The organism is Metasolibacillus sp. FSL H7-0170 (assembly GCF_038593115.1).
GTDB classification, from domain to species: Bacteria; Bacillota; Bacilli; order Bacillales_A; family Planococcaceae; genus Metasolibacillus; species Metasolibacillus fluoroglycofenilyticus.
On sequence record NZ_CP151964.1, the window covers coordinates 1,084,667 to 1,099,416 of the forward strand.

7 protein-coding genes are annotated in these 14,750 nt (G+C 41.8%); all 7 read right to left on the reverse strand.

Annotation, left to right across the window (positions count from 1 at the left end; all coding sequences use genetic code 11):
• Window positions 1-219: 219 nt before the first annotated feature.
• A complete protein-coding gene (gene proS / locus MHH70_RS05185) occupies window positions 220-1,641 on the reverse strand; it encodes a proline--tRNA ligase (RefSeq protein ID WP_342472725.1) in 1,422 nt (473 codons plus the stop codon).
• Between the two features lie 303 nt (window positions 1,642-1,944).
• Window positions 1,945-2,835 (reverse strand): acetamidase/formamidase family protein, encoded by an 891-nt coding sequence (locus tag MHH70_RS05190; RefSeq protein ID WP_342472726.1) that lies wholly within the window; start codon window positions 2,833-2,835, stop codon window positions 1,945-1,947.
• 341 nt (window positions 2,836-3,176) lie between these two features.
• Window positions 3,177-3,803, reverse strand: coding sequence for a response regulator transcription factor (locus tag MHH70_RS05195; protein ID WP_342472727.1), 627 nt, complete (start codon window positions 3,801-3,803; stop codon window positions 3,177-3,179).
• Window positions 3,800-8,770: an AAA family ATPase gene (locus MHH70_RS05200; RefSeq protein WP_342472728.1), complete on the reverse strand. Its 4,971-nt coding sequence runs from the start codon at window positions 8,768-8,770 to the stop codon at window positions 3,800-3,802. The genes MHH70_RS05195 and MHH70_RS05200 overlap by 4 nt, the downstream gene beginning before the upstream one ends.
• Window positions 8,771-8,963: 193 nt before the next feature.
• Window positions 8,964-12,176, reverse strand: a complete 3,213-nt coding sequence (locus tag MHH70_RS05205; protein ID WP_342472729.1) for an S-layer homology domain-containing protein — start codon at window positions 12,174-12,176, stop codon at window positions 8,964-8,966.
• 151 nt (window positions 12,177-12,327) lie between these two features.
• Window positions 12,328-13,398: an ABC transporter permease gene (locus tag MHH70_RS05210; RefSeq protein ID WP_342472730.1), complete on the reverse strand. Its 1,071-nt coding sequence runs from the start codon at window positions 13,396-13,398 to the stop codon at window positions 12,328-12,330.
• A gap of 115 nt (window positions 13,399-13,513) precedes the next feature.
• Window positions 13,514-14,740 (reverse strand): ABC transporter permease, encoded by a 1,227-nt coding sequence (locus MHH70_RS05215; protein WP_342472731.1) that lies wholly within the window; start codon window positions 14,738-14,740, stop codon window positions 13,514-13,516.
• Window positions 14,741-14,750 lie beyond the last annotated feature (10 nt).

The following is a 14,750-nucleotide window of genomic DNA, read 5'->3' on the forward strand; positions in this document are numbered from 1 at the left end:
ACTATACAAACGGGAGTTCAAGAAAGTTCATTTTATTTTTGTAGTCTGGAATAAAAAACAATGAAGGCGCATTGAAATGTACTTAACATTTCAATGCGCCCTCTGTCTATAGATGTTTCTTTCACTGCAAATATTTACTAGACAGATAGCCTTTATATTTTTCCCTATCATTTCACTTATAAGTAGTATAAAAAGAATGAAAGGGAATTTCAACCATCATCAATAAGCTCTAGCGAACCAAACCGTGTGCTGAGCTGGTTGCTCACAGCAAATGCATGTCTTCTTTTCGATAGGCGGATTGAATGGGATATTACGTGTTGTGAATTTTGTTTGTTCCTTTACCTTTTGCTCACATTCCACACTGCCACACCAGCCTGCTAAAATCCAACCTGGCACTTTGTTTGCTTCGATATGCTGCTCAAGCTGTGTCATTGTGTCGATTGCCGTATGAGAGTGGGCATCTCTAAACGCACGCGCCTTTGTCAAAAGACGTGTCTGCATGACTTCAAGCTCTTCCTCAATGACTGTGATTAATTGTGCCAAACTCACTGTTTGTTTCTCCTCTTCATCACGAGTTTTAACTATCGCTTGCCTATTTTGATAATCACGAGGGCCAAGCTCAACACGCAAAGCAGCGCCTTTTTGCTCCCATTTGTTAAATTTAAAGCCTGCTGTTTGGTCTGTATCATCTAGCTTCGCACGGATGCCTTTACCCTTTAAAGCTAGTTGAATTTCCTCAAGCTTCTCTAAAATTTCTGGATGCTTTTTAAATGGACCGACTGGCATTAGCACGACCTGTGTTGGGGCAATTTTCGGTGGTAAAACCAATCCTTTTTCATCGCCATGCACCATAATGACTGAGCCAATTAGCCGTGTCGAAGTACCCCAAGAAGTCGTATGCACATACTGATGCTCATTATTTTTGTTAAGGTATTTAATATCAAAGGCCTCTGCAAACTTTGTCCCTAAATAGTGAGATGTACCTGCCTGTACCGCCTTGCCATCCTTCATCATCGCTTCAATTGAAAATGTATCGACAGCACCAGCAAATCGCTCTGTCTCTGTTTTTGTGCCCTCATATACAGGAATCGCTAAAATATTTTCTACGACCTCCTTATAAATAGCGAGCATTTGCATCGTTTCCTGACGCGCCTCCTTCTCATTTTCATGTGCAGTATGTCCCTCCTGCCATAAAAATTCCGATGTACGGATAAACGGCAATGTTTTTTTCTCCCATCGGAAAACATTCGCCCATTGATTTAACAGCAGTGGTAAATCACGATAGCTTTTCACCCATTTTGCATAAAGATGCCCAATCATCGTTTCAGATGTTGGTCGCAAAGCTAATCGCTCCTCCAAAGGCTCTCCTGCCGCCTCCGTCACCCATGGCAACTCAGGTGAAAAGCCTTCAATATGGTCCTTTTCCTTTTCGAAAAATGATTCAGGAATTAACATCGGGAAATAAGCATTGCGATGCCCTGTTTCTTTAAAACGCTTGTCCATAGCAGCTTGAATATGCTCCCAAATTTCATAGCCATCTGGTCGAAACGTAATACAGCCACGAACAGGTGTATAATCCATTAACTCCGCATCTTGAATTGTTTTCAAATACCATTTCGTAAATTCATTTTCTTGTTGCATAAACAATACACTCCTTTAATTCAAAAATAAAAAAGCATAAAGCCATCCTGAATTAGGACGTCTTTATGCATAATAAACGTGGTACCACCTATTTTTAGCTTTAATCAATTAAAGCCCTCTAACGTTGGATAACGGCAACGAGTCGGCACTTCTCCGTGCTTGGTTTCAATAAAGAAGCGGTGATATAGCTCTCAGCTTTTGCTATACTCTCTGTTTCACAATTCTTTATTTACTTGGGCACATCAACGAATTAAATATTTGCATTCAATCATAGCAAATGAATCTCATCATTTCAATCGCTACTCACGGGAAATTTTTCAAATAACGCAGCGGCAACTCCATCCGTGCTGTTTTATTCGGGTCAACAATTTGACTAATGCGCAGCTGTCCTGCAAGCGATAATAAATGGATTGCCTCCGCATCTGTTAAAGCGGTCGATTGCCTCACAACGCGCACCATATTTTTCGTCGCCATCACCGTAGCTTCATCCAATGTTTTCGCTGAGGCAATTGTGCTAATTGCATCATCCTTAATTAAGTAGGGGGTTGGCACAGTGTGATTTTTCAGAACGCGCACTGTCACTGTTACTTGCGCAGGCACTTCTCCGCCACAAACCGATACTTCGCCATCGCCCATCGCAGCATGGCAATCCCCTAGTGCAAGCAAAGCCCCTTCAACATTAACCGGTAAATAGAGCTTTGCGCCCTCTGTAATAGCTGTTGTATCCATATTGCCCCCATGCGCATCAGGTACACCGCAGCTTATGGCACCATTTGCCGGCGCTGTGCCAATGACACCTATCATTTTGTTAACGGGGATTTTTATATCCTCCGTAAACAGTATCTCGTCATCGACAATAGGCGCACGTTTAATCGTCATTGTATCTAACTCATCACCGAGTACGCCTAATTCAGGACCAGTCATTAAGGTTACAGTATCACCAATATCAATTGTATGAATTTCCACTTCTAATACATCGCCTTGCTTAGCTCCTTCTACAAAAATAGGTCCTGTCGCCGGATTAATTTTGTTCCAATCAAGTGCCTCAACTACTTGATCTTCGCTTGTAATTTGGTCTGTGAAGCAATCATACGCCTCAAACACAACCGTGTCTCCACTTTGCACTATACACACAGGTTGATTGTCTGCACTCATGGCATAAATTGCATGTTCTTTAGAAATAAAATGCTTCATTTTCAATCCCCTCCTCGCTTTATAATAGCAAATTTTTGTATTATTCTGTAGATAATATTAGAACACAAGATAGTGAAAATCTATCTATGAAGAGGGAATATCCGTGAGTTTTGAAAATATATCAGCGCTTTTTGAGAGTATATCAGCGACTTTCACTAATTTATCAGCGAATTGGCTTTTCACTATTCATTATTATGATTTAGGTCAGTAATTTCATTTTGAACTTTTAAACGAAATTCCGCTTTTTGCTATCTAGAGTTTCTTCTATTATAATTAAAAAATGAATGAATATTAAAACCATATTTTCTACGACGAGGAGCACACTTTTTAGACACCCGTCTTCACAAGTATCCTTTCAACTTCACAATCGCTTGCACGCGATCAATCACTTCCAATTTGCTATATAAATTGCTTACATAATTGCGTACTGTGCCTTCTGCAATATAAAGGTCAATAGCAATTTCTTTATTACTTTTACCCTCTACAATTAGTTTAGCGATTTCTAGCTCTCTTTGTGTGAGTTCCACTTTCTCTGTCTGTGTCGTGTTGGTCTGCGATAGTTTGGCTATCAGTTTCACTGCTACCGCTGAAGGCAAAATGAATTGTCCATGTATCGTATCACGAATAGAGTCGAGCATTTTGTCTGTATCCATATCCTTCAATAAATAACCGCTAGCACCATTCGCTAAACCATTGACAATATAGTTCTCTTCCAAAAATGTAGATAAAATCAAAATGAATGTGTCAGGAAATTGCTTCTTGATAGCTTTTAATGCGGTAAGACCGTCCATAATCGGCATTTGAATGTCCATCAGTACAAGCTGCGGGCGATGAAGTTTCGTTAGTGCCACTGCTTCTTCACCGTTGCTAGCAACTGCTACAATTTGCATATCATCTTCTAGATCAATAATCGTTTTTAGCCCTTCACGTATTAACATTTGATCGTCTGCAATCAAAATGGTAATCATTCGACGTCCCCCTTATATGGCAATGTAATATGCACTACGCAACCATTTCCATGCGCTGATTGTATCAAAAATGTCCCCTTTAGTTGCTCTACACGATCCCTCATCATACTCAGCCCGAAGCCTAACAGTAAATCCTCCGCACCGTTACCATTATCCAACAACTCAAACTGCACTTTTTCCCCGTCATCCTGTAAAGTAAAATGAAACGCACTACTCTGTCCATGGCGGATACCATTTGTTAGCCCTTCCTGCAAGGCATGATAAAGTAATTTTTTCATTATGACAGGTAAATGTTCCACATCGTCTATCGTCGCATGGATCTTGACACCCGTATTGCGCTCTGTATTTTCTATTAATGCAGACAGCGCCCGTTGCACATCATAATATTTGTCCTCTCTTAGCATATGCACTGAATTGCGAATCTCACTTAAACTATGACGTACAAGGTCCTGGGCATCCTTTAGTCGTTGCACTGCCGCATCGGTATCCTTTACTAGCAGCCTCCGCCCCGCCTCGATTTGCAATATCGTCGATGTCAATGTATGCCCGACAATATCATGAATTTCCTGTGCAATGCGGTTGCGCTCTGCATAAATACTCATTTCCGTTAAAGCCTCTGATGTCATTTGCATAGACTTTTGTAGGCTTTCTGTACGTTCTTCAACTTGATGCTCTAGATTTTTTGTTAAGTAGTGAATATCCGAATAAAGACGTGCGTTCGTGATGGAAATGGCACATTGCGAACAGAGTAGCTTCAACACATCTAGCCTCTCCTCTGTAAACACACCTTCTGATAAATTGTTTTCCATATACAAAATAGCAAGCAATTTGTTCTGGTGTGTAATTGGTAGACATAGCACAGACCGTAAATTATGCTCCTTAATATAATTGCTCTGACTAAAGCCACTATTCATCGCATCATGTAGTACAACCTCTTGTTTCATTTTTATGGAATAATCAATAATAGATGTTGGCACAAAGTCACCTGCTTCTCGTATCGGGATAGATTGCACAACTATATTTTCCAATGTGCCATATGCTTCTACCACCCAATTTTCCTCTTGTGCTAACAACAGGGCGCCATACTTTGCCCCTGCATTTTGCAGCATAATGCGCAACAGCTTATTGAGCAATTGCTCAATTTCAATTTCCTCTGATAAAGCACTTGCCGAGGATACAATCGTTAAGTAATCCACCTGTTCTAAATCTGTCGTTTTCTTGGAAAATAATAAGTGGCCATATTGAGCCTCGAGTTGTGCGACTTTTGCTAGTGCGCCCCACCTTTGATAAGCAGCATAACTCTCATTCAGATAAACCTTCGCCTGTATTTTTTTGTTCATTTCTAAATGATACTTCGCCAAACACTCTGCAATAATGCCGACATCATGAATATGTCCGTATTGATAAGCAGCCTGCACCGCCTGTTCATACAATTCCTCCACTTTGCCCATTGCCTGACCCCGCATCTGCGCATACACCGCCTTAACCGCCAAATATTTATGCAAATAATTATTCGGGCTGCGCTTCGCCATACGTTGCAAATTTTTCACACAACGTCTCGTCTGCCGCTTGTCGAATGTAGCACTTGTAAATAATTCTTTCGTAATTAACATATAGTAGTAATCATTACTGCCATTTGGCAAACTCCTCTTTTTACGCGCCTGATCAATCTCCTTACTCTCGACAACCGCTTCATACGCCTCCTCATAATCGCCTAATAAATAGCCTGTAATATAGCGAAACAATAACGAACCTTCATATAAAAAAGTGCCCTTCTCTATCGGTTGGCTTTGCGTATAAAATGGATCATGTGCCGCTACGTAACCTGTTAATTTTGTCAATAATGACGATAACACCTCTGCAAATGCCCGACTAGTATCATTTTGTAGTAGCGAACTGCGCGACAATAGATGGGCATATAAATCTTTTAGTGGGTAGCTAAAATTAAATAGCAAACCACAATTTGTTAAAAAACTATGATTCGTTTGCCCTTTACTGTCCGATAGTACACCGTGCTGATTGGCATAATCTGAAATGGATAATAAAAAATCAGGCTCATATTTGCGCCAGCTATCCTGTCCGAGCATAATAATCGTATTCACCTGCATCGCTACTTCTGCATTATTTTGCACAAGCTCACTCGCAAACTTGCCATAAGAATAGGCAGTTTCATAATTAAAGGCAAGTGTATTTTGGATTAATCCATAGCCTGCAAAACCATAGGCCGACTCCTCTGTTACGCCATATTGCCACGTCAAATCAAGCAACAGCACGACCGCCATCAACCAGCCCTCTCTACTTGATACCATGCTAGCATTTGCCATATAGACTAAAATACGCATCGCTGCTTTTATCCGTACATCGCTCATTTTCGGTAACATGGTAAGTGCTTTCGGAGGTGATTTCCCCAGTTTCCTGCTCATACGCAACCAATAATAATACTCTTTCACCTTGCTAACTTCCAATTTTATCGGTAACTGCAACAATGCAAGCGCCTCTTTGCCTAATTGAAATACCTGATCATATGCATCTTGATAAAGTGCCAATTTTACATATAGAACATACACCTGCATCGTATCATCTAGCGTTTGTGATTGCTTAAGAAGTAGCTCACACAGCGCCGTTGCTAACTCATAATGTTCACTAACAATTGCCCACTCCGCTCGCAACTTATAAATCGCATATGTCAATGCATAATGCTGTTGCCAATCCTCTGCTAACAACAAATCAAATGCTGTTTGTAAATAGACCGCAGCCTCATCATGCGCCGCTACTTCTTGCGCCGCCTTGAAATTAAGCTCAATCAACTGCAATCGCCTACCGTGTGCGATCAATTGCTCCTGCACCTGATTAAAATGTTGCAGCACCTCGACCACCGTTACATCTTCATCTAAATATTTCAGCAAGATTGTCCCTGCCTTAATACGCAGCATCTCCTGCTCCCGTAAACTCGCTCGCTGTTCAAACATTTGTCGTATATCCTCATGCTGAAAAGCGTACAGCTGCTGCTCATTCGATAAACGATAAATTAATTGGTAATTCATCGCCGCTTGTAAAGTTTCAAGTAACTGTTGCTGTGTATAGCCTGTCATTTCAGCAAGTGGCTGTAGCTTGAATTGATTGCCTAAAAAAGCCGCCTGTATGAGTAGCTGTGCCGTTGGATGGTTGACATATTTCATAAAAGTAGCTGCGGGATGTTCTTGCTGTTTTCTATTAGTCAACATGGCAATCCCTTGCAAATTCCATTGCCAAAAATCCTTTGAAAAATCAATTTCCACAAATCCTTTTTCTAAAGCCTCTTGTAAAAATTGACGCAAGCGCAACGGATTACCCGAAGTTTTTTTAAACAATATTTGCTGTAGCATTCGTTGCTCTTTCTGCGTCCCCCCAAGTCCAAACTGCAAAAACTGCGCAAAGGACTCCTCTGTATAACATCGTAACGGAATATGTTGTGTGACAACGGTTTGCTGTGTGGCAGGTAACAAAGTCCTCGCATGCACTCGATATGCCGTAATTACTAATAAGCGCTGCATACTTTGCATTTGCAAAAGATAGCGCAATAAATGAAGAGACTGCTCATCTATAAAATGAAAATCATCTATAAATAAAGTAAATAGATGGGCATCCTCAATAAATAATTGTAAAAGATGGGTAATTCCTTCGTGTACTATTTCCTCAACTTCAAGCTCCAGCGATAGTGGTTGCTTCGGATGCTCTCCAATTAGCAAAGATAAACTCGGCACAAGCGAGACGAACAAACTTTCGTTCCCTTTTAACGTAGCTTTTACTTGATATTGCCAACGCTCAAACTGTTCGTTAGGCTTTGCTAGTATTTGCTTTACTAGCTGTTCCACTACTTTTTTAAATAGAGAATAGGGCACTTGCTGCTCCGCCTTCTCAGAAAGAACACTTACGTAGACATCATCGGGTAGCAGCAATTTTTTCAATGTATGTTCAACGAAATAAGTTTTGCCTACCCCTTCTTCCCCACTGACCGAAATAGCCCCCACCCGTCCCTGTCGAATTTGCGTTAATAGATGGGTAAACAGCTGCTGTTCCTTATCTCGACCAAACGGCATGCGTTGTTCAAACCAGTGGATAATTACTTCGTATGTCGCCAATGGAAATGGTTGAATCATCCCCTCTTGCTGGAAGCGGCGATAACATTCCTCTAAATCCGCCTGCAAGCTATATGCGCTTGTGTAACGCATGCTAGGTGTTTTTTCCATACATTTATCAACGAGCGCGGATAACATAATCGGAATGGCTTCATTTCGAACATACATTGGTTGCTGTACAGTCGACACTTGATCATATATCACATCAAGCACCTGCGTAGATGTGTAAGGCGCACGCCCCGTAAACAGCTCATATAAAAGAATACCTAGTGAATAAATATCCATATGCGCCGTTTCTTGCATCGCAACATGTTCCAGTTTTTCAGGCGCTGTATACGTATACAATGACGACACTTTGCGCCCCGCAACCGAGTAGCTGTTTGTTTCATCTTTTATATAGGAAAAACGAAGATCTATCAACTTTACCTCGTCCATCTGGTCAGCAACGATAAAATAACACGGCAATATTTCATTCAAGACGATATTCGCACTATGTAATTGATGTACACATTCTACAAGCGCTATCGCCAACTTTATTTTTTGTAATAAAGATACGTCACGACTAGCTAATGTTGATAAATTGTAGCCCTCTATATTTTGGAAAAGTAAAATAGGGCGCTCACCTACAACTTCAAGCGCTATTGCTTCAATGGTCCCTTTCCCTTGCAATATGCGCATCTGCTTGAACTCATTTCGAAAATGCGCTACCGTCTCCTGTCCCATATACTGCGTCTTCACCGTTTTTGCTAGCAATATTTGACCACTCGCTACGCTTTGAACACGATAAACCTCTATTTCCTCATGGTCCAGTACTTGCTCTAACGTATCATAACCTTGCATTGTCAGCATAGGATTCACCTACTTATCATCTATTAGTAAACAAGGAGGATGCTTCGAATTCAATCGGAACACCTCCCTTGTTCTGCCTGTTTATATATATTGTCAGCTTAACAAAAACAGCCATTCCCTACTAGTGCCTGCTGTCATCTTTTTGTCATATGACAAAAAAGCTGTTGGGTAAATGGCACCCAACAGCTTTCTTTTATTTACTTTGTGCTAATGTTCGTGATAAAAATGCCGCAAATTGCGCTCTCGTAACAGGTTCGTTTGGCTTGAAGCGGCCATTGTCCCCTAACACAATTCCTCTATCGGCTAATGTCGCAATATATGGCGTGCTCCAATGTGTGCTAGGCACATCTTGAAATGTAGTTGTGCCATCTAATGGAATATCAAATGCCAGTACAAGCACTTTCGCCAGTTGCGCGCGTGTCATCGGTGCTTCCGGATTGAAGGCACCGTCTGACCCATCAATTACGCCTGCACGTTGTAGCTTTGTAATCACTTCGTAATACGGATGTGTTGTTGGCACATCTTGAAATGCACTTGCGCCACGTTTTGGCTCTAAATCAAGCAAGCGACTTAGCATTAGCGCAATATGCTTACGCTTTACGGCTTCATTCGGACGGAATGTGCCGTCTGGATAGCCTTGAATGACACCAAGTGCCGCCATTTCTTCTATCGCTTCCTTCGCCCAGCTCTTTTCGATATCACTAAATGAAATCGTCGGCTTTGGCTCTATTGGTTGTGCTGGCTCAGGCGTCGGTTCTACAGGTGCCGGCTGAGGCTGCTCTGGTGTTGGTGTCGGGCTTGGGGTTGTTCCACCCGAGCCCGAATCTCCGCCCCCACCTGGATTCGTGCCTGGACCTGGGCTCGGCGTTGGAGCTGGATTTGGCGTTGGTGTCGGTTCTGGTTTTGGTTCTGGTGTCGGCTCTGGTTGCGTGCCATCCTCCTGCAATGTTGTGAAGCGCTCCACTAAGCCTTCATATCTTGCTGAACCTTCTTCTATATACACTTTATAATAATAAGTTGTGTTCGGTGCTAATTCCGTTAATTCCGTTGAAAAGCTAATTTTCGCTGTATCAATCGTTGTCGCATCGGCAGTTGCGATTGTTACGACTTTTTTATTTGAGAAATCTGCCATCGTCGCATACTCAATACCAATTGCAGTCACCGTATTCACATTCGCTAAGCCTTCTCCACTAACAAGCGCGGTTGTTTGCGTAATTGCAGTTGCTGGCTTTGTATGTGCGCCGTAAGTGATTGTTTGAGTTGCACTGCTTGCACTATCTAACCAAAGGGACTCTTCGCTCGCTTTCGCTTTCACCGTATACGTATACGAGCCGACACCAGCTGTTTTCAAGTAGTCAGAAAAGTCATAGCTTGCCACATTTGTGATAGACGGAGCTGCACCCGCAATCGACACTTCATAATTGACTGCCTGTGCTACTGCATCCCATGTCGTTTTCATTCCATTTATTTGCATATTTTCAGGTGTAGCTAAAGGCTGGACAATTTGCGGTGATGATAGAGCTGACGGTGGACCATCAACAAAGTCAATTCTATCGCCTTCCGCCGTCACTTCTACGGTATAACTACCTGCACTTTGGCGCATCTCTTCAAGGAAATCATGGGTTGTTTCTTTTGTGTTTATTGTTGCTGCTGCGGATGCATTATCCTTCACTAATATCACACGATAAGAAGTTGCATGTTCTACCGCTGACCACTCGGCGATTCCTTTATCCGTTAAAACCACACTACCTACAGCCCCTAATGGTGGAAGCTGGAAATCCTTTTCCGGCGAATCACTCGTAAACTCACCATCTAGTAAAAGTGTGTCGTTTCCTTTGGCTTGCACTCGATATGTGTAACGCCCTACACCATTCGTTTTCATCTGTGCGGCAAAATCCATTTCGTTTGTCGGCGCAGATACCTCTGCTCCTACAGCTGTTCCTGCTTTAAACAATTGGACGGTATAACTTGTTGCCTCAGGTACGGCTGTCCATGTAGCTTTATGATCCGTCCAAGTTAAATCGGTTGCAGTAGCTACTTTTTTCACTGTTTGCCCTGTAGACGGCGTAGAAGAAAGACCATCTACATAATTTGTGCCATCGCCTTTTGCCTTGACTTGTACGGTATAACTACCTGCACTTTGGCGCATCTCTGCAAGGAAATTATGGGTTGTTGTTGTGACATTTTCTGCTTTTACGGCTGTATTATCCTTCAATAATGTCACATCATAAGAACTTGCATTGGCTACCGCAGTCCACGTTGCCACACCTGAATCACTTAATGCGACATCTGTTACTTGTGGCAGCGCGGGGATAGGTGGTGCCACTTTGCGCACTTTGTGATTACCCGAATCGGCAATATAGACATTGCCAGATGCATCTACCGCTACACCCTGTGGAGATCTCAGTTGGGCTGCTGTTGCTAGACCGCCATCCCCTCCATTTCCTTGTGTTCCAGTCCCTGCAAAAGTTGTGATTTTTCCATCTGTGTCTACTTTGCGCACTTTGTTATTATCCGTATCGGCAATATAGACATTGCCTGCTGCATCTACTGCTACACCTCTTGGATAGTACAGTTGGGCTGCTGTTGCTAGACCGCCATCCCCTTTATTTCCGAACATTCCAGTACCTGCAAAAGTTGTGATATTTCCTTCTGTGTCTACTTTGCGCACTTTGTGATTATGCATATCGGCAATATAGACATTGCCATCTGCATCTACTACTACACCACTTGGATTCCTCAGTTGGGCTGCTGTTGCTGGACCGTCATCCCCTCCATTTTCGTATTCTCCAGTCCCTGCAAAAGTTGTGATATTTCCTTCTGTGTCTACTTTGCGCACTTTGTGATTACTACTATCGGCAATATAGACATTGCCTGCTGCATCTACTGCTACATCCCCTGGATAGCTCAGTTTGGCTGCTGTTGCTGAAACTCCTTCAGCTGTACTAGCGCCACCTCCTGCTATCGTTTTGATGTTTCCTGCTGTGTCTACTTTGCGCACTTTGTGATTACTACTATCGGCAATATAGACATTGCCTGCTGCATCTACTGCTACACCTCTTGGATAGTTCAGTTGGGTTGTTGTTGCTAGACCGTCATCCCCTCCATTTCCTCGTGTTCCAGTCCCTGCAAAAGTTGTGATGATTCCTTCTGTGTCTACTTTGCGCACTTTGTGATTTTCCCTATCGGCAATATAGACATTGCCATCTGCATCTACTGCTACACCACTTGGAAATTTCAGTTCGGCTGCTGTTGCTTGATCTCCATCCCCTGCACTTCCTTCCGTCCCATTGCCCGCTATCGTGGTAATCACCCAGTCCGAGCTAGTCGCCAGCGCATGGGTAGGTAAACACATACTGACGACGAGCATTGCAATCAGTAGAAGTTTACTACTTTTTGATTTCATTGATTTTACTCCTTTCTCTATTAGATTCGTATTTACTGTAGCAAAAAGAGAGCGGGTGAAAATAGTGACTGGTGTCATCTTTTTGTCATATGACAAGTTTTTAAGGAGGGGGGAGTCGTTCAGAATCTATTAGAAAAATAACAGCGAGCAATCAAGTATTTGCTTTCTTCTCCATTATATTAATGCCGATGCCCATTAAGACAACCGCGATAAATAATAAAATGCCGATTGGCTGTAATAGCTCGCTCCAAGTACTGTTGTTAAATGTTACAGCATTCAATATTTCTAGACCATATCTTATTGGTGAAATATAGGACATCCCGTAAATAAAGGGCGAGCTGACAGCCTCAAGCGACCAGTATGCACCTCCTAACATTGCCGAGGACACTGCAATCACCATAATAATTGTATTAAATTGACTAATTGTATTAGTAATCGACGCAATAAAAATAGTCAATGCAACAACACATAATAAATAAGGGATGATTACTAATAAAGCTGCGATAAAATTGCCAGCAAAATCAATGCCCAATAAATAGCGGAAAATGCTAAATACGATGACCATTTGTGCATAGCTAATACAAAATGCATAGGCTAAATTAGCGGTGTAGGCTTGCCATTTATGAATACTCGATACGATTAATCGGTTCCATACACCATTATTTCTTTCTACTAAAATATAGCTAACTCCCGATGCAGTCGTATAAATAATCATAAATAATGAAAAGGAGAACAAAGCGGATAGCTGGCGCCTAGGAAGCTTTACCTCTTTCTCATTTTGATATTTTATTTGAAAGGCAGGGTTGCTTTCTACCTCCAGTTGCTGTACTGGAAACACTTGTAAAATCGCTCTTTGTTGCAGTCTATCATGATAGAACGTCGCAAGCTCATTTTGCAAAAGCGCGAAATCCGTAAAATCATTAGCCACGACAAACTTAAACTGCTCTTCAAATAATAAAATAGCGGCCTTTACGTCCCCTTGTTCGACAAGTTGCAATGCCTGTTGTTCTGTATATAATGCATATTCATAAATAGGGATTTTCCCTAGCGCCTCCATTGCTTGCGCTGTCGTCTGCGTATTGAGTGAGGATGCGATTGCGATGGACTCCTTTTGTTGATGCCCCATTAAATAGACGAATACACAAATAATTATTGTTGAAACAATATAATTGATAGGATTCCTTAACAGTAACAAGCATTTTGTTTTAAAAATGGTCGTCATGTTAGGAGGGCACTGAAAAAGTCGATTTGTCACAAGTTTTGTGATATAAATCGACTTTTTTAATGGTCAAATTGAATAAAGAAGCAAGATTTGTATTGTAAAAAAATGATTCTTTCTAGTTTTTCAGTGCCCTCCATGTTAGCCCTCCTTTTTTAGGGAAAATACGAACAGCCGCACTAAAGAACAAAATAGCTAGCATAAGCAATGTCACCAAATAGGGAATGATGTGCACAAATTCTACCCCTTGCTGTAATAATAAATAACTTTGCAATGCTGCGCCATTCGGAGTAAAATGCCCTAATTTAGCAAGCTGTGGCACGGTAGCACTTACATCAAAAAATGAGCCCCCTAGCAATGCGAGAACTGCTATAAAAGTTGTATTAAATATGGAGGATGCCTCATAAGAATTATTGCGATAATTAAGCGCCGAATAAAATGCTGCCATACCACCCACTGCAATCGCTATGCATAGCGTCGTTACTGCATAGCCAAGTAGCCCTTCAAAAACGACATCGAAGGCAATATGTACAATGACAAATAAAATAAACATTTGCGCTATTGCCAATACAATCGTGGATAAGGCAATCGTCAGTAAATAGAGTGCAGGCTGTATATTCGCCAGTATGATGCGATTAAAAATATGGCGTTCTCTTTCAAACAGCGCCTGCCCTGCCATAATACCGACCCAATACAATATAAACATGACACTTATACCAAAAGAATAATACGCACTCAGTGTTAGAGGTGTGCGCTGGTGCACAGTCTCCATTGTCGAGGTAAATGACGCCTGCGGGATTGCCATATTTTCCGTAATTATCCCTTGCTGCATAAGAGTGCTATGCAATGTAAACTGCTGCTGATAGCGATTCATAATACTTTGCACAATTAACGGTGTGAACTCCCTTTTATCATTCAAATAAATAGCGAGTGTGGGTGCTTCAGCTTTGGAAAAAAGGGAGGCTAAATACTGTGCCGTAAACCCCTCACCTATAACAATGATTGCGCTATAATCATTGGACTTTTTCGCCTCTTCTAGTAATTTTGCATCAATTGTTGTGACCTTTATTAATTGCTCATTAGCAAGTAGCTCTTGCTTTAAATATGTAATGGGCAAAATTGGAACAGCTACATTATGCTTTTCTAGAAATGTTTGTACAGCAAGTTGTTCATCCTCCTGTTCTACAAGTGCTACCTGCACCTGAGCAGGTCCACCTCCCGTAAAACCACCGAAGGCAAAATGAATAATCATCATCATTATAATGGGCATACCAAGTAAAAGTTGTAGCTCTGCGGGGCTACGCCAAACGAGTGTTAATTGCTTGCGAATAAATGCTGTAAACATAGGCAATGCC

Bases quoted from the DNA above. Each gene is read 5' to 3' on its own strand.
- MHH70_RS05190 (WP_342472726.1), bottom strand. From the start codon at position 2,835: ATGAAGCATTTTATTTCTAAAGAACATGCAATTTATGCCATGAGTGCA.
- MHH70_RS05200 (WP_342472728.1), bottom strand. From the start codon at position 8,770: ATGCTGACAATGCAAGGTTATGATACGTTAGAGCAAGTACTGGACCAT.
- MHH70_RS05215 (WP_342472731.1), bottom strand. From the start codon at position 14,740: ATGTTTACAGCATTTATTCGCAAGCAATTAACACTCGTTTGGCGTAGC.
- proS (WP_342472725.1), bottom strand. From the start codon at position 1,641: ATGCAACAAGAAAATGAATTTACGAAATGGTATTTGAAAACAATTCAA.
- MHH70_RS05205 (WP_342472729.1), bottom strand. From the start codon at position 12,176: ATGAAATCAAAAAGTAGTAAACTTCTACTGATTGCAATGCTCGTCGTC.
- MHH70_RS05210 (WP_342472730.1), bottom strand. From the start codon at position 13,398: ATGACGACCATTTTTAAAACAAAATGCTTGTTACTGTTAAGGAATCCT.
- MHH70_RS05195 (WP_342472727.1), bottom strand. From the start codon at position 3,803: ATGATTACCATTTTGATTGCAGACGATCAAATGTTAATACGTGAAGGG.